Here is a 19,000-nt window from a genome sequence, read left to right on the forward strand (position 1 = left end):
TTGATGGTAAAAGGAAACCCGGACGTGATATCAAAGCCGTCCGGGCCGGCTGTCAGATCAATTGAAATCAGGAGACGGGTATCGTGCCGTCACGACTTTTTTGCGTGTATAGAAGTCGACGCTGTCTTTTCCGTTTGCGTGCAATGTGCCGAAGAAAGAAGACTTCCAGCCCGAGAATGGGAAGAATGCCATCGGCGCCGGCACGCCTAAATTGATGCCGAGCATTCCCGCATCTATATTCTCACGGAAGTAGCGGATTGCGTTCGCATTTGAAGTGAACAGGCACGCGCCGTTCGCAAATTCAGACTGGTTGGCGATGTCAACCGCTTCTTTTAGGTTTTTCACGCGGATGACCGACAGAACGGGCGCAAAAATTTCATCTTTCCAGATCGTCATATCCGTCGTTACGTTATCAAAAATCGTCGGTCCGACGAAATAGCCGTCTTCCGTTACGTTTTCACGGCCGTCACAAAGGAGTCTCGCTCCTTCCTCGATGCCTTTTTCAATATAGCTGTGCGTGCGCTTTTTGTTGTCCTCGCGGATGACCGGGCCTAAGAACACGCCGTCATCCAGTCCGTTTCCGAGCTTGATGTCTGCGGCCTTTTCCTGCAATTTCGCCATAAACTCATCGGCGATTCCCTCTTCAACCGTCACAACCGCACATGCCATGCATCGCTCGCCAGCAGAACCGAATGCCGCACCGATAATATTTGTGACCGTATCTTCAAGATGGGCGTCATTCAGCACGATCGTATGGTTTTTCGCACCCGTTAACGCCTGAACGCGCTTCAGATGTTCGCTCCCTTTTTTGAAGACATACTCGCCGACAGGTTTTGAACCGACGAATGAGATGGCTTTAATATCAGGATGCTCAAGAATGCCGTTTACCACATCATGCGCGCCGTGCACGACATTGAAGACGCCTTTTGGCAGCCCGGCCTGTTCAAACAGCTCTGCCAGTTTTTCCGTTAACAGCGGCGTGCGCTCAGACGGCTTCAGAATGAACGTATTTCCTAAAGAAATCGCCATCGGGAACATCCAGCACGGAACCATCATCGGGAAGTTGAACGGTGCGATACCGCCGACGACCCCGATCGGATAACGGTAGTTCGCCGCTTCTACATCCGTTGCGATAGAGGCGAGTGAATCGCCCATCATGAGTGACGGCGCGCCCGCTGCGAATTCAACGTTTTCAATTCCGCGTCCCACTTCGCCGAGTGCTTCTGTCGTGTTTTTACCGTTTTCCAAAGTGATCAGACGGGCAAGCTCTTCTTTGTTCTGCTGGAGAAGCTGCTGATAGTTAAATAGAATTCTCGCACGGCGCGGCACTGCCGTCTTTGACCATGTTTTAAACGCTTCCGACGCTGACCGGACGGCGTATTCCACATCCTCCCGCGTAGAAATCGGAACTTGGCACATCACTTCTTTTGTAGCCGGATTGACAACGTCTTCATATTGATCTGTCTTACTTTCAACCCATTCACCATTGATGTAGTTTTTCAGTTTTCTGATCTCTGCCATTCTCATTGCCTCCTTAAATAGTAAACATCCTGTTCAGCCGGGTGATAACGGATGAATATATTCATCTTTTACATACAAAAGACATGAATTAAACGCTTACAAATGCTAAAATGATGGTGATTCCCAATCTTCCCGTGTAAAAGTTGGTCATGTACCGGAAAAAGCAAGCGGTTACACCTTTCACTTTTGATTTTACAGGTTATATTTTGGTCATTTCTTGGTTACATTTTAAGCCCAACACACCTTCAAGTCAATCTAAAAAATCAAAATTTTTTCATTATTTTTATTATACTTTTTTTGAGCCGGGAAACAGGAACTTGGAGAACGATGTCGAATCGTACGGGATGATCCATCTTTTTTATCATTTGTTAAGTAACTATTGATTAACTCTTGGTGTTTATTATATATTTTAATTACTTTAAGAATTCTAGAAGGAGTTTTTTTATGAAACTGATGCGGATTCAGGAGATGGAAGAATACATTCTCAAACACGGAGCCACTTCGCTGGATGAGCTGTGCGAGGTATTCAACGTCTCTAAAAACACGGTCAGACGGGATATTAATAAGCTTGCGGAAAAAGGGGTTATTAAAAAGGTATACGGCGGTGTGACATCAGCCGAAAAATCTGTGCTCGTCCCTTTTGAAAACCGCACTATTCAACATCAGGATGAAAAAATCAAAATCGCCCGCTATGCGTCACGGTTTATCGAGGATCACGATCTTGTGTTTATTGATTCCGGCACGACGACCAAATCGATGCTGGAGACCCTTGACCCCGATAAGAATGTGACGGTTTTGACGAACAGTCTTGATATTATTAACGCCGCTTCATCCATGAAAAATATCGACCTGATCATCATCGGCAATAACTACAAGCGGAAGACAAGGTCGTTTGTCGGCATTGATGATCCGAGCACACTCAATAAATACAACATTAACAAAGCGTTCATGTCCGCTACCGGGACAACGATCACACATGGCCTGACGAATTCCGACTTACTGGAATACGAGGTGAAAAAGAAAATTTCTGAAAAGGCGAACGAAGTGTATCTGCTCGCGGATCATTCTAAATTCGGCAAATCCACGCTTCTGACATACGCGCCTTTCGACCGTCTTCACAGCATCGTCACTTCTCAGCAGCTTGATGAGGAATATACGAAGTATTGCCAAGAGCACCAAATCGACATTCACTTGGCATAGCGTTATAGTTAATAGAGTACGCTGCCGTCATTTTCCGGCAGGCGCTAGATATTCTATTGTTTCAGGAGGCGAAAACATGAGCAAAGTAACAATCGGCAAAACTGACTTAAAGGTATTTCCGATCGGTTTGGGAACAAATGCGGTCGGCGGGCACAATCTCTATCCGAATCTGAATGAAGAAACGGGAAAAGAATTGGTTCGTGAAGCGATTAAAAGCGGCGTTACCATGTTAGATACCGCCTATATTTACGGTGTGGGCCGTTCTGAAGAATTAATCGGCGAGGTGCTGAAAGAGTTTAACCGTGAGGATGTCTTCATCGCCACAAAAGCCGCGCACAGGAAAGAAGGCGATGACTTCGTTTTCGACAACTCACTGGCCTTTTTGAAACAATCAGTCGAAGACAGCCTGAAACGCCTGCAGACTGATTACATTGATTTATTCTACATCCATTTCCCGGATGAGGACACTCCGAAGGACGAAGCCGTGCAAGCCTTGAATGAGCTGAAAAAAGAAGGGAAAATCCGTTCCATCGGCGTCTCCAATTTCTCTCTGGAGCAGCTGAAAGAAGCCAATAAAGACGGCTTAGTCGATGTGATTCAAGGGGAATACAACCTGCTGAACCGTGAGGCTGAAAAGACGTTCTTCCCTTATACGACAGAACACAATATTTCATTCATTCCGTACTTCCCGCTCGTTTCCGGACTGCTGGCCGGCAAATACGACGAGAACACAACCTTCCCTGAAGGCGATCTGCGTAATGATCAGACTCATTTCCAAGGGGAGCAGTTTAAAGAAAACATCAAAAAAGTCAACCAGCTCAAACCGATTGCCGAAAAGCACAATGCTGACACGGCGCATATCGTGCTTGCCAGGTATTTGGCGAGACCTGAAATCGACATCCTGATTCCGGGCGCCAAACGCGCGGATCAACTAAAAGACAACATGAAAGCAGCCTCCATTACGCTTTCTGCTGAAGAAATCGCGTTTATCGACAAGCTGTTTTCATAAGAAAAACACGCCTTTTAAAGGGCGTGTTTTTTTATGTTTATATTTTTTTTCACAGGGGAATGAAATAGTTATCTAAATAAACTATTATGCGTTCCAAAAGATGAGGAGGATCATCTGTGAAGAAAAACACCAAAAAATACCTGATTTACTTTTTCGGAGCATTAGGTGGGCTGCTTTACGGTTATGACACCGGCGTGATTTCAGGGGCTTTGCTATTTATCAACAAAGATATTCCTTTGAACACGCTGACTGAGGGATTGGTCGTCAGCATGCTGCTGCTCGGTGCGATTTTCGGGTCCGCGTTAAGCGGGACATGCTCTGACCGATGGGGCAGGAGAAAAGTCGTTTTCGTCCTTTCACTCATATTTATTTTCGGTGCGCTTGCCTGCGCGGCTTCGCAAACCGTCACTATGCTGATCATCTCCCGTGTCATTCTCGGGTTAGCCGTCGGCGGTTCAACGGCGCTTGTTCCCGTTTATCTTTCTGAGATGGCTCCGACGAAAATACGCGGAACGCTCGGCACATTGAATAACTTAATGATTGTGACCGGAATTTTACTCGCATATATTGTGAATTACATATTCACCCCATTTGAAGCTTGGCGCTGGATGGTAGGTCTCGCCGCAGTACCGGCGGCGCTATTATTAATCGGAATCGCGTTTATGCCGGAATCTCCGAGATGGCTCGTCAAACGCGGCCGTGAACAGGAAGCCAGAAAAGTCATGGAAATGACGCACGACAAAGAGGATATCGCCGTTGAATTGGCGGAGATGAAACAAGGAGAAGCCGAGAAAAAAGAATCGACACTCGGCTTGCTGAAAGCAAAATGGATCCGTCCTATGCTGCTGATCGGAATCGGCCTTGCCATCTTCCAGCAGGCGGTCGGTATCAACACGGTAATTTACTATGCGCCGACCATCTTTACGAAGGCCGGACTCGGCACTTCGGCGTCCGTTCTCGGCACGATGGGCATCGGTGTCTTAAACGTCATCATGTGTATCACCGCCATGATCTTAATTGACCGGATCGGCCGGAAAAAACTGCTGATGTGGGGAAGTGTCGGCATCACCTTGAGCCTGGCGTCACTATCAGCCATTCTCCTTCTCGCCGGCCTGTCAGCTTCAACAGCTTGGCTGACCGTCCTGTTTCTCGGAATCTATATCGTCTTTTACCAGGCGACATGGGGTCCCGTCGTATGGGTCCTGATGCCGGAGCTGTTCCCGTCAAATGCACGCGGAGCCGCAACTGGATTTACGACATTGATTCTGTCGGCAACCAATCTGGTCGTTTCACTGATATTCCCGCTTATGCTGAGCGCGATGGGCATCGGCTGGGTATTCGGAATTTTCTCAGTCATCTGCCTTACATCCTTCTTCTTCGCCGCTTACATCGTTCCGGAAACGAAGGGCAGAAGTTTAGAAGAAATCGAAACGCACTTGAAAAAACGTTTCTCCTTAAAGAAGCGCAGCAAACAAAATCAAATTCTTAAACAGCGCACGCTGTAATCAAAAAAGGAATCGCCCCCGATGGGCGATTCCTTTTTGGCGTCATACCATGACTTTGCAAATATCATTCGTAAACTCTACCGGATCGTGGATCGGCAGCCCTTCAATCAGAAGGGCCTGATTGTAGAGAAGGTTTGTGTATAATGCAAGCTTTTCCCGATCTTGTCCGTGCGCGTTCTTTAACGTCTCAAACACTTCGTGATTCGGGTTGATTTCCAGCACTTTTTCCGCTTTGACCTGCTGGCTGTCAGGCATGGCGTTTAACACTTTCTCCATTTCGATCGTCACTTCGCCGTCTGTCGCAAAGCATACCGGATGGGATTTTAAGCGCTTCGATGCTCTGACGTTCTTCACTTTATCCGCAAGAATCTCTTTCATGCTTTCGAACAGGTCTTTATATTCGTTTTCTTCGGCCTCGGTCTGCTTTTCATCTTCATCAGCGTCGATGCCTAAGTCCGCGCTTGATACGGATTTGAACTCTTTTTCCTCGTAGCTTGTCAGCATTTTGATCGCGAATTCATCAATATCTTCCGTGAAATATAAAATTTCGTAGCCTTTGTCCGCCACCATTTCAGTTTGCGGCAGCTTTTCAATCCGCTCATATGAATCGCCGGACGCGTAATAGATATATTTTTGATCCTCAGGCATTCTGGACACATATTCATCCAGTGTGACGAGTTTTTTCTCCTTAGATGAATAGAAGAGAAGCAGGTCTTTTAATACGTCTTTATTCGCGCCGAAATCATTATAGACGCCGAATTTCAGCTGTCTGCCGAAAGATTCATAGAAAGATTCGTATTTTTCCCTTTTGTTCTTCAGCAGGCTCTTCAGCTCAGCTTTGATTTTTTTATTGATATTTTTCGCAATCAGCTTCAGCTGGCGGTCATGCTGCAGCATTTCTCTGGAAATGTTCAGCGACAGATCCTCAGAATCGACCATGCCTTTTACAAAGCTGAAATGGTCCGGAAGCAGGTCGGCGCATTTGTTCATGATCAGCACGCCGTTGGAATACAGCTCCAATCCTTTTTCGAATTCCTTCGTATAATAGTCAAACGGCATGTTTTCCGGAATAAACAAAATCGAATTGTAGCGCACCGCTCCGTCTACGCTGATATGCACGTGAGTCAGCGGTTTATCAAAGCCGTAATGCTTCTCGGCGTAAAAAGCCTCGTAATCTTCATCCGTCAGCTCGCTTTTGTTTTTTCTCCAGATCGGCACCATGCTGTTGACCGTCTGTTCTTCCTGAACCTCTTCAAACTCGTTCTCGCTGCCCTCTTTCGGCTTGTTGACCGTCTCTTCCATTTTGATCGGGTAGCGGATAAAGTCGGAGTACTTTTTCACGATCGCTTTGATGCGGTAGTTTTCTAAAAACTCATCATAGCTTTCATCTTCTGTGTTTTCTTTTATTTTCAGGGTGATTTCGGTTCCGACGGTTTCCTTGTCACACGGCGCGACCGTGTAGCCGGCAGCCCCTTCCGACTCCCATACATACGCCTCGTCACTGCCGAGCGCCTTACTTTTCACCGTGACTTTATCAGCCACCATAAACGCCGCATAAAATCCGACGCCGAACTGACCGATAATGTCATGGCCGTCTTTCGCGTCGTTTTCTTCCTTGAAAGCGAGTGAACCGCTTTTCGCAATCGTTCCGAGATGCTGTTCAAGCTCGTCTTTTGTCATTCCGATACCGGTATCTGTGACAGTGAGGGTTCTTCCTTCTTTATCCGCCGTCACTTTTATGTAGTAATTGTCTTGATCAAATGTTAACGAATCATCGGTTAACGCCTTGTAATAGATTTTGTCAATCGCATCGCTCGCGTTGGAAATTAACTCTCTGAGAAAAATTTCCTTCTGCGTGTAAATGGAGTTAATCATCATGTCCAGCAAACGCTTGGATTCTGCTTTAAACTTTTTTTTCCGCAATTCAGATCTCTCCTTTAATTATGCTTTGATGTTATGTAAAATCTTTTCAGCATCTATTTATCATATTCAATGACTTCTGTCAATCTATTGCAATATGATTGTCGGCTGAGTCTCCATATTAATAATTTAACATAAAACACAATAATTGGTTTGTTTTTAATCACCCGGTTCTATGTTTACTCCTTCACATAACGGGAAAAAGTCAAAGAAAAAAAGAGAATGCAGCATGGGAAGATTATCCGGAAAAACCGCAATCATCACAGGAGCCGCAACAGGCATCGGGCAGGCGACGGCACGGGTTTTCGCCGATGAAGGCGCCCGCGTGATCTGCGGTGACATCAATGAAAGCGAGCTGAATGAAACCGTCCGCGCCATCACAAAAAACGGCGGAGAAGCAGAGGCTTTTCACCTTGATGTATCAGACGAAGAAAACGTAAAGTCTTTTGCAGACGGTATTCAGCAGAAGTACGGAACAATTGATATTCTTTTTAACAATGCCGGTGTTGACCAAGAGGGCGGCAAAGTCCATGAGTACCCGGTCGAGCTGTTTGACCGGATCATCGCCGTCGATCTGCGCGGCACATTTCTTTGCAGCAAATATCTGATTCCGCTCATGCTTGAAAAAGGAGGCTCCATCATCAACACCTCCTCCATGTCCGGCCGGGCCGCAGACCTTGACCGTTCAGGCTATAACGCCGCAAAAGGCGGTATCACGAACCTGACAAAAGCGAGATTACGCCAGAAGCGGCATCCGCGTCAATTCCTTATCGCCGGGCACGATTGAAACACCGCTCATTGATAAACTGGCAGGCACTAAAGAAGACGAAATGGGTGAGGCTTTCCGTGAAGCCAACAAATGGATCACACCGCTCGGCCGGCTCGGAAAACCGGAAGAAATGGCGGCCGTCGCACTTTTCCTTGCTTCAGACGACAGCTCGTACGTCACGGGAGAAGACATCACCGCTGACGGCGGCATCATGGCATACACTTGGCCGGGAAAAATGCTGATTGATAAGAAGTGGAAGGAAGAGACGGAGTGACGAGTGGAAGAACAAGCTGAGGGCTGGTTACTTAAACCAGCCCTTTTCCTTTGATCGGGTTATTGCTTCAATTCGATTTTTTACTTCTAATTTATCCAGGATCATCGAAACATAATTGCGGACTGTGCCGCTTTTGATGCTGAGGGCGTTTGCGATTTCTTTTGTGTTTTTTCCGTCTGCGACGAGCTCAAGCACCGCTTTTTCCCGTTCGGTCAGCGGGTTTTCTTCACCATAGATGTCCTCCATTAATTCAGGTGCGTAGACGCGTCTTCCTTTCATGACGCTGCGGATGGCGCTGACGAGCTCCTCGCTTGGGCTGTCCTTGAGCATGTAACCGCTGACGCCTGCTTTTAGCGCCCGCTGAAAATAGCCGGAGCGGGCAAAGGTCGTTAAAATGATGATTTTCACATCACTGTCCTTGAGCTTTTCCGCCGCCTCAAGACCTGATACCCCGGGCATTTCAATATCCATCAGACAGATGTCAGGAGCATGTTTTTCCACGAAATCGATGGCATCCTGGCCGCTTGTGCCTTTGCCGACAACCGTCATATCCTCTTCTAAATTCAACAGCGAACCGAGTGCGCCGAGCAGCATTTGCTGATCCTCGGCAATGAAGATGTTGATCATCTGCCACCATCCTTTTCTTTTGATTTTGAATCATTCGGGATTCTCATGGTCAGCTTTGTTCCGGCAGCTGTATCGATGGCTAAACTGCCATTCGCGAATTCAAGCCGTTCTCTCATTCCAAGCAGGCCGTGCCCCTTTGAAAAAAAGCGGTCTTCTCTGCATTGGAAGCTGCCGTCGTCTTCTACCGTAATGACAACCTCTTTCGAAAGCTGCTGAATGGTGATGCGGCAAAATTTAGCGCCGCTGTGTTTCACGACATTGGTGACAGCTTCTTTAATACACATGCTGACGATATTTTCGTTCAGCAGGGAAATATTTTTTGGCGCTTCTTTTTCTTCGTACACAAAGTCAATTCCCGCTGCTTCAAGTATTTGCCGAACATTGCCGAGCTCATCCTTCAATCGGATGCCTTTCATCGACGAGACAATTTGTCTGACCTCATTTAAGGAGGTGCGGGCCGTCTGCTGAACGCTTTTCAGCTCAGCGCGGGCCTGTTCAGGATCCTTGTATATCAGCTTTCGGGCAAGATCGCTTTTTAGTCCGATTAAGGAGAGCTTTTGTCCAAGTGTATCGTGGAGGTCTCGGGCGATGCGCTGCCTTTCTTCCAGCTTCACAAGATCCGCGATCCGTTCATTTGCATATTCTAATTTCTCTTCAAGGCGTTCTCGTTCCTTCCTGCTTCGAATGCTGAGCGGGAGCAAGATGGCACTGATCAGTGTAATGACGATAAACGGAATTTGAGTCAGAAACCACCCTTTTTTCAGAACAAGGCTGAAGTTGACGGCAATCGCCGCACTGATGATATGAATGTAATATAAGATGTAAAAAGGAACTTTCTCTCGGATATGGCCGATGAAGTAGGCAATAAAGAAGGCAAAATAAATATAACTGAACAGCATGACTGAGCCGGTCGAAATACCGATCAGAAGAAACGCCCATAAATAAAGCGGCCAGCCTTTTGCAACAAATGCGAAGCGATATGCGCCGAAGAAAACAAGGGTGAAAATGACGCCGGCAACCATCACAAAGGTAGAAGAGCTTTTAAAAATAAAGTAAAAAGGCAGAATGAAAAAAATCGTCCATATATAAGGAGAAATCCCGCTCAGTTTTTGAAATTTAAAATACTTCTTCATCCTTGTGCCACCTTCTGCTGCTTATGTCTACCATCACTTTACCAAAACAACGCCTTCATTGCATCCTCACTCATAAAGCGACGGCCCTTTCTAATAAGAGAAAGAGCCGCGTGCCATATCAGGCATTTTTCTTTAAAGGTTTTTCCGGCGCCTGCCGGGGCGGCGGTGTTTTCCGCGCCTCCCGAAACGTGACAAACTGCTTTTCGTCCTCATCCCACAGACGAAATTTCATGGATTCAAGACTTGTTTTAAGCGTAATGGTCGGTACATTTTTTAAAGGTTCATGCCCCTCATGAGCCGCTTCCAGCTTGTAATTCGGCACCTTTGGGCTTAGATGGTGGACATGATGGTAGCCGATATTGCCTGTCAGCCATTGCAAAAGCTTCGGCAGCTTGTAAAAGGAGCTTCCTTCTACAGCGGCCTGCACATAGTTCCAATGCTCATCGGCTTCAAAATAAGAGTCTTCAAACGTATGCTGTACATAAAAGAGCCAGACGCCGATTGACCCCGAAATAAGGAAAATCGGACCTTGAACAAGCAAAAAGTTTTCCCACCCGACAAGCAGGCACGCTGCGGCAGCCAATATGACAATAGCCGCGTTCGTGAAATACGTGTTCCAGCGCTCCTTGCGGCGGGCGCCTTTTACATTGAAACGGTTTTGAATAAGAAATACATAAATCGGCCCGAGAATAAACATAATAAACGGATTGCGATAAAGTCTGTAGCGTACTTTTGTCCAGGCTGACGCTTCGTTATATTCTTTGACAGTCATCATCCAAATATCGCCGGTGCCCCGTTTATCTAAATTGCTGCTTGTCGCATGATGAATGGAGTGGCTGCGCTGCCATTGAAGGTACGGAAATAGTGTCAGCACACCTGAAATGAACCCGAACAGCCGGTTCAGCCGCTTTTGTTTGAAAAAGGATTGATGGCAGCAGTCGTGGAAAATGATAAATATTCTTGTCAAAAAGCCCGCTGCAATAACAGTAAAGGCGAGGGTCAGGAGATAGGAGACATTGAGGCTGAAGTAAGCAAGAAACCAAAGGCCAAAGAACGGCACAAACGTATTGAAAAGCTGAATGACACTATGCTTTGTATCGGCACCGGAAAATGCAGCAACCTGCTTTTTCAAAGATGCTTGTTTTTGAGTTGCGGTGTGATTGGTCATACATGTCATTTCCCTTCTTTTTCATTATGATTCCAAGTATACCGAGGCGCTCGACGAGCTTGTAGTAGCAGGCATCATGCCCCGAATATGACATTTGTCATGTTTGGCGGCAGAATGCTGATCAGACGTCATATAGAGCGGTTACTTTTTTTGCAAGGGATTAAAACTAGACTGATAAAGAAAAGACGATTTCTTATCCAAGAAAACCGTAAAAAAGAACTCCGCCTGTTTCGGGAGTTCTTTTTTTCATCCTATTCACAGCAAAATCACACGGTACTTCTTCACATCCAAAAACTGCAGAAATTCCCGGGCCAGCACGTCCGGCGCGTGGTCTTTTCCTTCATGAAGACGGTATTGAATCAGGCCGACGAGCATGGATGCGACATAGTATGCGTATAGCTTTTTGCCCGCCTGAATATGCAGAGGCTGATGAAGATAAAACGATTGCAGTGCTCTGAAGATCTCCGGGATGACGTCAGGCACTCCGGAACCCTCTCTCAGAAAATGGACGAGCGGCATGCCTTCCGACAGTGCGGAAAAAAGACGGACGAGCGCCGCTTCCGCTTCTTCCATAGAGCAATCGGCAGGCTCTCCTTTTACCGTCAATAATCCGATCAAATCCCGGCATGATTGATGGATGATCGTTTTCAGCAATCCTTCTTTGTTGGCGTAATGGTCATAAAAAGTGGCACGGCGGAGATTGCTTTGACGGGCAATATCGGAAATCGTAATCGCCGCGTAATCTTTTTTTTCCGCCATTAAGCCGATCATAGCTTCTTGCAAGGCCTGTCTCGTTCGGATCACCCGGCGGTCGGCGGGCTTTTTTTCTTCTTGCTCTGACACCCGGCGGCCGAACAGCCAGTAAAACCGTTTTTGAGAAATCAAATCCCACACCTGCCCGCTGATCGCTTCCGGGGATGCCGCCTGATCCTCATTCAGCCAGTACAGAACAATAGCATACGTGTATAAAGCGCGGTAATGAATGTACATATCCTGTTCAGTCGGTGAGAAATCCGCATTGACCGGTGACAGAAGCACATCATGCCGGAACACATCTTTAAAAAAAGCATGAAAGTGAAAATACGGCATTTTATGACGATCCATCATCGTTTGGAAAAACACCCGATGCCGGTCAACAAAAGACAGGGTCGGATGCACTTTTTGCCATCCGCCATTTAAATGAAGCACATCTTTATGCTTCAGCGAATGATAAAGCGCTTCGCTCAGGCCGTCTTTCATTTCTTCCGCCATATCTTCCAAAATTGCATATTTATCCTCGTAATAAAGGTACAATGTCCCCCGGCTCACGTGCGCCCGCTCGGCGATGTCCTTCATGGTCACACGGCGGATATCCCGCTCTCCAAGCATAGCCAGAAGCGCTTGTTTGATATCAGTTGTCACAGAATCCGGCATAAGAGACACTCCTTCCATTAGACAGATCACCGCAATTTGTACGGTAACGTATAGATGTGTTTACGCTGTCTTTGCCGCAAAAACATATCACACTATAATAGGCCCTGAAGAAATAAAAAAGCAACCAGAGGAGGAAGACCGATGGATCAGCATATAAAAGCAGACATCAAACGCGTCTTTGAGCTTCAGAAAAAAAATCAGAAAACGCTGCGTGCTTCAACAGCCGAGCAGCGCAGAGAAAAGCTTCAGCGCTTTTTAGATGCCGTCACCGCTCATGAAGAAGAAATCATCGAGGCGATCAGACGGGACGTGCGCAAGCCTTATCACGAGGTGAAAAGAGCGGAAACGCAGGGAACGATCAAGGCGATTAAAGATAACATGAACAATCTCGACACCTGGATGGCGCCGAAACGCGTCGGCTCATCCGTCAGTCCGGACGCTGACGGCGTATTAATGTACGAGCCAAAAGGCGTCACCCTCATTCTCGGCCCATGGAATTATCCGTTTATGCTGACGATGGCTCCGCTTGCCGCTGCCATTGCGGCCGGCAACAGCGCGATTGTGAAGCTGTCCGATTTTACGATGGAGACGAGCCATATCGCCGCAACAGTCATTCGCGAGGCATTTCACGAAGAAGAAGTCGCCATTTTTGAAGGTGAGGTCGATGTAGCGACAGAACTGCTCGACCAGCCGTTTGACCATATTTTCTTCACCGGAAGCACGAATGTCGGTAAAATCGTCATGACGGCAGCGGCGAAGCACTTGTCGTCCGTCACGCTTGAGCTTGGCGGAAAAAGTCCGACGATTATTGACAGCGAATATGATTTGATGGACGCGGCGAAAAAAATCGCCGTCGGCAAATTTGTCAATGCGGGGCAGACATGTATCGCTCCTGACTATCTCCTTATGAAGGAAGATGTACAGGATACCTTTACAGATCTCCTGCAAACCATTGTCAATGCAGGTTTTATGGAGGATGATCATACGGTTGACCGCACTAAATTCACGCAGATTGTCAATGACCGCAACTTTAACCGTGTCAAAGCCCTATATGATGATGCCATTGAAAAAGGGGCGAAAACGGCGTTCGGCGGCGTATTTGATGCGCATGACCGCACGATTTCTCCGACTGTGCTGACAAACGTCACTCCTGATATGAAGATCATGCAGGAGGAAATTTTCGCACCGATTCTGCCGATTATGAATTACGAAGATATCAGTGAAGCCGTTGATTACATCACTGACCGGGACAAGCCGCTTGCCTTATACGTATTCAGCCATAATCAGGAGCTAATCGATTATGTGCTTCAGCATACGACATCCGGCAACGCTTCTATCAATGATGTCGTCGTTCATTTCACAGACGTCAACCTTCCGTTCGGCGGCATCAATACGAGCGGGATCGGTTCATATCACGGTGTATACGGCTTTAAAGAATTCTCTCATGAAAAAGGCGTATTTATTCAAGCCTCTAAATAAAAAAAGAATCCGCGCAGATGACGCGGATTCTTTTTTATTATTTTTTTGTTCCGAATGCGAGCAGTTTCGTATAAGTGCCGGCGTAAAGTGTGCCGTCTTCAGCCAGAACCGGGGAGGAAATGACGTTGCTGTCCGTTTGATAGCGCCATTTTTCATTACCGTCAGCATCAACCGCATAGACGTTTTTATCGTCAGAGCCGAAGTACACATTGCCGTCTGCATCAATCAGCGGAGCCGTTCTCACAGGCCCGTCCGTATAGAAAGACCAGTTCATGTTTCCGGTTTTGCTGATCGAAAACAGCTCGCCGCTTCCAGAACCGATATACACATTGCCGTTATGGTCAATCGCTAATGAAGAGCTGGAGAAACCGTTTAACGGGAACGTCCATTTTACAGCACCCGTTGACGTATAGGCATATAGGTTGCCGTCTTGGTTTCCGGCGTAAACGGTGCCGTCTTTATCAATAACCGGATATCCTTTAAACCCGTTGGATGTCGTTTTTGACCATTTCACTTGGCCCGTTCCTGAATTGATCGCGTAAAAGATATTATTGTACGTTGCCCTATACAAAGTGCCGTTTGACGCTAACACGGGAGCGGAGCCGACCACACCGTTTGTTTTAAATTTCCACTTTTCCGTCCATGTCGAAGGAGACGTCGGTTTAATCGCATAGATATAGTTATCCAGCGTCGACACATACAGCGTGCCGTCAGAGCCGATAGCCGCATCGGAACTCGGCGCTCCGCTCAGCGGAACTGATGTTAAAATGTTTCCGGTTTCTTTGTCGATGAAATACAGTTTTTTATCATGGGACGGAAGATAAATGACACCGTTTGTTCCGAGCACCGGGGTCAGCGTATAGGTTGTCCCAAGGTTTTCCGTCACCCATTTCACAGTACCGTCCGGATGATACGCCGTCAGCTTCCCGTCTTTTGATTGAATAAACACGGTACCGTCCCCGTCAACCGCGGCTCCCGCACCGTTTTGAGGATTGGCCGGTACATTTTTTTCCCATTTTAATGCGCCGTCGGCATTGCTTGTAAACCGGCTTTCCCTTGACCAGTTGAACATCGTCGGAGACATGGCCTGCGCGTCATACCGTCCCGTCAAGAAACCGGATGCCGCGTGATTTTGTTTAAATACCGTTTCCGCAGCTTGAGCAGCGGCCGGATGCAGCCATTTTCCCGCCGGCAGATCAGAAACCGCTCCCACAGATAAAGCCGCAGCAACGCGCCGGCCGCCAATGTTTTCATTCGAAATGAAGCTGTCCTTTTTTTCAATGGCAGTTCCTCCCTTTTCTATCAAAAACTGCTATACGCCATGACCATACCATAATCACCCTATTAAAAATTTGTATTTTCGGTAAATTATAGAACAACTGTCACATAGCCTGCTGATGCTTTGGAGATGGGCGAAACGCGATAATGTACCACATCACATTGACGATAAAAGCCGCTCCTGACCAAACGAGAAGATTGTAATAAAGAGACAGCTCCTGTTCCGAAGAAGTTATAACCAATAGCGTCACCAAAAAGACAGCCGCACAAATGATGAGCCCGATTCCGCAAAAAACGGCCATGATGATTTTCATGACACGAACACCGAGAATATACATAACGAGCGGGACCGCATATATAAAAAGGATCTGACCGACGGCGGCCCACATCCCTAAGGAGTTAAAGCGATTCGCGTTCGGCCCCGTTTCTGCAAACGGAGAAAGCGAGCCGACGACCGGCAATAAACAAAACACCAGAGCGGAAAGCAGTGTCACCGCAACCGCACCTTTCTTCTTTTGATTCATGTGAATATCCTCCTGACAATAACCCGGCTTTTTACCGTTATTTTAATAATATGTTATATGTTAACACGATTTTTACTTAATTTGAGAATGTTTTATTAAAAACGAATTTACAAATCCAGAAAAATAGATATAATAAACGTTATGGAACCGATATTGATTCATAAAGCGTTATCTAACAAAACACGAAGTGACATTATGACATGGCTCAAACACCCGGAGGACCATTTTGATGAAAAGCCTTATCTTGAGCAGGGCCTCAGTTTCCGCACCGGAATTTGCGTCGGTGATATTCAGGCGAAATCAGAGCTTGCGCAGTCCGTCATCTCCAGCTACCTGCTGACCATGCAAAAAGCCGGCCTGCTGGAATCTGAACGAATCGGAAAATGGACTTATTACAGAAGGAATGAAAAACAAATTAAAGCCTTTGCTGACTATGTTCAGCACCAGCTATAACGATGAAAGGAGGGCTTTTTTTACCTTAACATATCTATTTTTCTGTATATGTAGTTACAAAAGGAGGCATACATAACAATGAAAAAAAGCAGTTCCATCTTCATTCTATTTTTGGCATTAGGGGTTTTCGGCATTATCACGACCGAAATGGGCATTATCGGTGTTCTTCCGCAAGTGGCCGACAGATTTCACATCACCGCTTCAAAGGCGGGATGGCTCGTCAGTATCTTCGCGTTCATCGTCGCTGTGTCGGGGCCGTTTTTGACCTTGCTTGCTTCAGGCATAAACCGGAAATTCATTCTGCTTTTGGCTGTGCTGATGTTTGCCGTTTCAAATGCGGTCTATGCGTATACGGCGCATTTCAGTGTCATGCTTGCGTTTCGGATCATTCCCGCTTTATGCCACCCGGTGTTCTTTTCTGTAGCGCTTGCTGCTGCGGCCCGTCTTGTCCCCGCCGGCCAATCCGGAAAAGCCGTAACGAAAGTTTTTTCAGGCATCACCGCCGGGTTTGCGTTCGGCGTGCCTTTCACGTCTTATCTGGCGGAGCGTCTCTCCCTTGAATCGGCCTTCCTATTCGGCGCTATCGTCAGTATCATCGCTTTTATGGGCATTCTTCTCTTTTTGCCATCCATGCCGGTCACAGAAAAAATGTCTTTCAGAAGCCAGCTCGGCATCCTTCGCAAACCGGCTTTGTGGCTCAATATCACTGCCGTCATCTGTCTGTTTGCGGCCATGTTTTCTGTCTACAGCTATTTCGCGGAATACCTCGGGCGGGTGTCCCATATGGACGGCACATGGGTCAGCTTTATGCTGATGACGTTCGGGGTGATTATGATAGCCGGGAATTTCGTCTTCGGCGCTTTGTTATACAAAAATATGAAAAAGACCGTCATCGTGTTTCCGCTTCTTTATACGGCCGCCTACTTGCTCATATACGGGTTTGGGACGTCTTTTGCACCGATGGCTGTGCTCGTCTTCGTATGGGGCGCCGTTCATTCCGGCGGGCTCATTGTCAGCCAGACATGGCTCACTGCGGAAGCAAAGGAGGCACCTGAATTCGGCAACAGCCTGTTTGTCTCCTTTTCCAACCTCGGCATCACCATCGGAACCGAGGCGGGCGGCTGGTTTATTTCACATCTGGGGATTCATCAGCTGATGTGGTGCGGCATCATGTTCTCCCTTCTGGCTTTCGGGCTGATCATGGGGCGCTTGGCATGGGGAAAGAGGCCGCTCGCAGAAGCTTGAGCTCTGTTGCAAAATCCGGCATGTTTACGTATAATATGCCAGATTACGACAAGGGAGAGAAAAAGATACATGGAAAGACCGGCAGGATTTTGGATTCGGTTTCTGGCTTATGTCATTGATCAGATCATCATAGGAATTCCGATTTTTATCATTCAATTTATAGTCACTTTTTTATTTGCGGCAGGCGCTGCTGCAGCTGACCCTTTGATGACCGAAAATCAGTTTACCATTTCGTTTCTGATATTCGGTTTCATCCCGATTCTTCTGATCTCTATTGTGATCAGCATCTTATATTTCAGCCTGCTCACAGCCTCAAAGATGCAGGGGACACTGGGAAAAGCATTGCTCGGCCTTAAGGTCGTCAATGAAGGTGGCGGACGGATTTCCATCGGCCAGGCCTTCGGACGCGCTTTCGCTTCTATCATATCTAAGCTCATTCTTTATATCGGTTTCATCATGGCCGCCTTCGGTGAGAAAAAAACGCTGCACGACATCATATGCAGCACGCGCGTTGTCTATAAATAATATCCCTAAGTCCGGGCCTTTTGAGCCCGGACTTTTTATGACGGCTGAGACCGCCTGATGTCAATGCCGCCTTTTCCGTCAGCCTCAATGCGGATCGTCCCGTTCACAATGACAGACAACGGATGGAACTCCGCATGCTGATCAGAAAAAATCCAGCGGCGTCCGTTCGGCCCTAAAAGCAAAAACGCCCCATCATTATAATCCCCCATAAAATGAAACCCGTCTTCCCTAAGAGGCGAATGGTCTCTCACCGGAATACCGAAACGCTGCAGCTTTCTCCCGGTGGATACGACTTCAGCAGCCGTCAGATTCACCTCGCCGATATTCAGAACGGACTCAATTGAAAAGCGTTCCGCGCTTGCCGGCGACGTTTCTCTCGCGATGAATTCCGCCAGATTGCCGGACGGATCTTTAAAATAAAAGGAACGCGCCTTTATATGAGAGAAATACACCTCACCCTCCCCATCTTCCGTTTGAAAAACGACTTTATCCTTTATCCACGCTTTCACCTCATCAAAACGATTGTTCGGAATGTTAAACGCGAAATGATAATTCGGATGAGATTGAGAATCGGTGCGCCTGAATTCCAATTCACTTTCTCCGGCTTTGATTGTAAATGAATCACCGGACGCCTCAATTAAAGAAAAACCAAACACCCGTTCATAGAAGTGTTTCGTCTCCTCCAGAGCACAACTGTACAAAGTTATGTTATTTATTTGCATGACCATACCCCCTTTGGTTTATACTGCCATATAGAGGGGTTGATTCCCACTATTTTGTTTCAGCCAATTGAGAATCCCCCTTTCGCCCGGCGCTAAACATGAAAAACAGCGCTAAACCGCTTATACCTAGGGTTTTTTAACGTCTAAAGCAAAAAAAGCAGAAAATAATACCCCATATAGCTTGACAAAAAATAAATGTTATTTAATAATCTATATATAATTATAATTATTATTG

General features: G+C 46.9%; 16 protein-coding genes and 1 pseudogene. 8 read left to right on the top strand and 9 right to left on the bottom strand.

Annotation, left to right across the window (positions count from 1 at the left end; all coding sequences use genetic code 11):
- Positions 1–57: 57 nt before the first annotated feature.
- Positions 58–1,521: a methylmalonate-semialdehyde dehydrogenase gene (gene iolA / locus ACW5MY_RS18905; protein ID WP_014471255.1), complete on the bottom strand. Its 1,464-nt coding sequence runs from the start codon at positions 1,519–1,521 to the stop codon at positions 58–60.
- Between the two features lie 444 nt (positions 1,522–1,965).
- Here iolA and ACW5MY_RS18910 point away from each other — a divergent pair, with 444 nt between their 5' ends.
- The 3 genes from ACW5MY_RS18910 (at position 1,966) to ACW5MY_RS18920 (ending at position 5,235) form a co-directional block, all read left to right on the top strand.
- Entirely contained in the window at positions 1,966–2,721 is a 756-nt protein-coding gene (locus ACW5MY_RS18910; RefSeq protein WP_004393223.1) for a DeoR/GlpR family DNA-binding transcription regulator, read from the top strand.
- A gap of 76 nt (positions 2,722–2,797) precedes the next feature.
- A complete protein-coding gene (locus ACW5MY_RS18915; RefSeq protein WP_013354163.1) occupies positions 2,798–3,730 on the top strand; it encodes an aldo/keto reductase in 933 nt (310 codons plus the stop codon).
- A gap of 116 nt (positions 3,731–3,846) precedes the next feature.
- Entirely contained in the window at positions 3,847–5,235 is a 1,389-nt protein-coding gene (locus tag ACW5MY_RS18920; protein WP_013354164.1) for a sugar porter family MFS transporter, read from the top strand.
- Between the two features lie 42 nt (positions 5,236–5,277).
- Here ACW5MY_RS18920 and htpG read toward each other — a convergent pair whose 3' ends face one another.
- A complete protein-coding gene (htpG, locus tag ACW5MY_RS18925) occupies positions 5,278–7,158 on the bottom strand; it encodes a molecular chaperone HtpG (protein WP_289394038.1) in 1,881 nt (626 codons plus the stop codon).
- Between the two features lie 226 nt (positions 7,159–7,384).
- Here htpG and ACW5MY_RS18930 point away from each other — a divergent pair.
- Positions 7,385–8,198: pseudogene (locus tag ACW5MY_RS18930) on the top strand (SDR family oxidoreductase).
- A gap of 27 nt (positions 8,199–8,225) precedes the next feature.
- Here the strand turns inward: ACW5MY_RS18930 and ACW5MY_RS18935 are convergent.
- The 4 genes from ACW5MY_RS18935 to ACW5MY_RS18950 all read right to left on the bottom strand — a co-directional run bounded on the left by ACW5MY_RS18935 (position 8,226) and on the right by ACW5MY_RS18950 (position 12,539).
- Entirely contained in the window at positions 8,226–8,825 is a 600-nt protein-coding gene (locus ACW5MY_RS18935) for a response regulator transcription factor (RefSeq protein WP_013354167.1), read from the bottom strand.
- Positions 8,822–9,958 (bottom strand): sensor histidine kinase, encoded by a 1,137-nt coding sequence (locus tag ACW5MY_RS18940; RefSeq protein WP_013354168.1) that lies wholly within the window; start codon positions 9,956–9,958, stop codon positions 8,822–8,824. Before ACW5MY_RS18940 ends, ACW5MY_RS18935 begins: the two co-directional genes overlap by 4 nt.
- Positions 9,959–10,076: 118 nt before the next feature.
- Positions 10,077–11,126 (bottom strand): Delta(5) desaturase DesA, encoded by a 1,050-nt coding sequence (desA, locus tag ACW5MY_RS18945; RefSeq protein ID WP_013354169.1) that lies wholly within the window; start codon positions 11,124–11,126, stop codon positions 10,077–10,079.
- 255 nt (positions 11,127–11,381) lie between these two features.
- Positions 11,382–12,539, bottom strand: coding sequence for a TetR/AcrR family transcriptional regulator (locus ACW5MY_RS18950; RefSeq protein WP_013354170.1), 1,158 nt, complete (start codon positions 12,537–12,539; stop codon positions 11,382–11,384).
- Between the two features lie 141 nt (positions 12,540–12,680).
- Here ACW5MY_RS18950 and ACW5MY_RS18955 point away from each other — a divergent pair, with 141 nt between their 5' ends.
- Positions 12,681–14,018, top strand: coding sequence for an aldehyde dehydrogenase family protein (locus ACW5MY_RS18955; RefSeq protein WP_013354171.1), 1,338 nt, complete (start codon positions 12,681–12,683; stop codon positions 14,016–14,018).
- A gap of 37 nt (positions 14,019–14,055) precedes the next feature.
- On the opposite strand, the gene ACW5MY_RS18960 is transcribed toward ACW5MY_RS18955, so the two are convergent.
- Together ACW5MY_RS18960 and ACW5MY_RS18965 are read right to left on the bottom strand one after the other, a co-directional pair.
- The gene (locus ACW5MY_RS18960; RefSeq protein WP_462061915.1) at positions 14,056–15,279 is read right to left on the bottom strand and encodes an outer membrane protein assembly factor BamB family protein; all 1,224 of its coding nucleotides are present in this window, start codon (positions 15,277–15,279) and stop codon (positions 14,056–14,058) included.
- Positions 15,280–15,400: 121 nt separating this feature from the next.
- Positions 15,401–15,820: a DUF5391 family protein gene (locus tag ACW5MY_RS18965; RefSeq protein WP_289394039.1), complete on the bottom strand. Its 420-nt coding sequence runs from the start codon at positions 15,818–15,820 to the stop codon at positions 15,401–15,403.
- 141 nt (positions 15,821–15,961) lie between these two features.
- Between ACW5MY_RS18965 and ACW5MY_RS18970 the strand changes: the two genes are divergently transcribed.
- The 3 genes from ACW5MY_RS18970 (at position 15,962) to ACW5MY_RS18980 (ending at position 18,043) form a co-directional block, all read left to right on the top strand.
- Complete coding sequence (locus ACW5MY_RS18970; RefSeq protein WP_013354174.1) at positions 15,962–16,273, top strand: ArsR/SmtB family transcription factor; 312 nt, start codon at positions 15,962–15,964, stop codon at positions 16,271–16,273.
- Between the two features lie 78 nt (positions 16,274–16,351).
- Complete coding sequence (locus tag ACW5MY_RS18975; RefSeq protein ID WP_013354175.1) at positions 16,352–17,518, top strand: MFS transporter; 1,167 nt, start codon at positions 16,352–16,354, stop codon at positions 17,516–17,518.
- A gap of 69 nt (positions 17,519–17,587) precedes the next feature.
- On the top strand, positions 17,588–18,043 hold the full coding sequence (locus ACW5MY_RS18980; protein WP_289394040.1) for an RDD family protein: 456 nt from the start codon (positions 17,588–17,590) through the stop codon (positions 18,041–18,043).
- Between the two features lie 35 nt (positions 18,044–18,078).
- Here the strand turns inward: ACW5MY_RS18980 and ACW5MY_RS18985 are convergent, their stop codons facing one another.
- The gene (locus ACW5MY_RS18985) at positions 18,079–18,765 is read right to left on the bottom strand and encodes a VOC family protein (RefSeq protein ID WP_065118549.1); all 687 of its coding nucleotides are present in this window, start codon (positions 18,763–18,765) and stop codon (positions 18,079–18,081) included.
- Between the last annotated feature and the right edge of the window lie 235 nt (positions 18,766–19,000).

The organism is Bacillus sp. Bwzl_19 (assembly GCF_054900515.1).

Excerpts from the sequence above, each read along its gene's own strand:
- ACW5MY_RS18915 (WP_013354163.1), top strand. The coding sequence starts at position 2,798 with ATGAGCAAAGTAACAATCGGCAAAACTGACTTAAAGGTATTTCCGATC.
- ACW5MY_RS18970 (WP_013354174.1), top strand. The coding sequence starts at position 15,962 with ATGGAACCGATATTGATTCATAAAGCGTTATCTAACAAAACACGAAGT.
- ACW5MY_RS18950 (WP_013354170.1), bottom strand. The coding sequence starts at position 12,539 with ATGCCGGATTCTGTGACAACTGATATCAAACAAGCGCTTCTGGCTATG.
- ACW5MY_RS18965 (WP_289394039.1), bottom strand. The coding sequence starts at position 15,820 with ATGAATCAAAAGAAGAAAGGTGCGGTTGCGGTGACACTGCTTTCCGCT.
- ACW5MY_RS18935 (WP_013354167.1), bottom strand. The coding sequence starts at position 8,825 with ATGATCAACATCTTCATTGCCGAGGATCAGCAAATGCTGCTCGGCGCA.
- ACW5MY_RS18980 (WP_289394040.1), top strand. The coding sequence starts at position 17,588 with ATGGAAAGACCGGCAGGATTTTGGATTCGGTTTCTGGCTTATGTCATT.
- ACW5MY_RS18955 (WP_013354171.1), top strand. The coding sequence starts at position 12,681 with ATGGATCAGCATATAAAAGCAGACATCAAACGCGTCTTTGAGCTTCAG.
- iolA (WP_014471255.1), bottom strand. The coding sequence starts at position 1,521 with ATGGCAGAGATCAGAAAACTGAAAAACTACATCAATGGTGAATGGGTT.
- ACW5MY_RS18940 (WP_013354168.1), bottom strand. The coding sequence starts at position 9,958 with ATGAAGAAGTATTTTAAATTTCAAAAACTGAGCGGGATTTCTCCTTAT.
- ACW5MY_RS18975 (WP_013354175.1), top strand. The coding sequence starts at position 16,352 with ATGAAAAAAAGCAGTTCCATCTTCATTCTATTTTTGGCATTAGGGGTT.
- ACW5MY_RS18985 (WP_065118549.1), bottom strand. The coding sequence starts at position 18,765 with ATGCAAATAAATAACATAACTTTGTACAGTTGTGCTCTGGAGGAGACG.
- desA (WP_013354169.1), bottom strand. The coding sequence starts at position 11,126 with ATGACCAATCACACCGCAACTCAAAAACAAGCATCTTTGAAAAAGCAG.
- ACW5MY_RS18910 (WP_004393223.1), top strand. The coding sequence starts at position 1,966 with ATGAAACTGATGCGGATTCAGGAGATGGAAGAATACATTCTCAAACAC.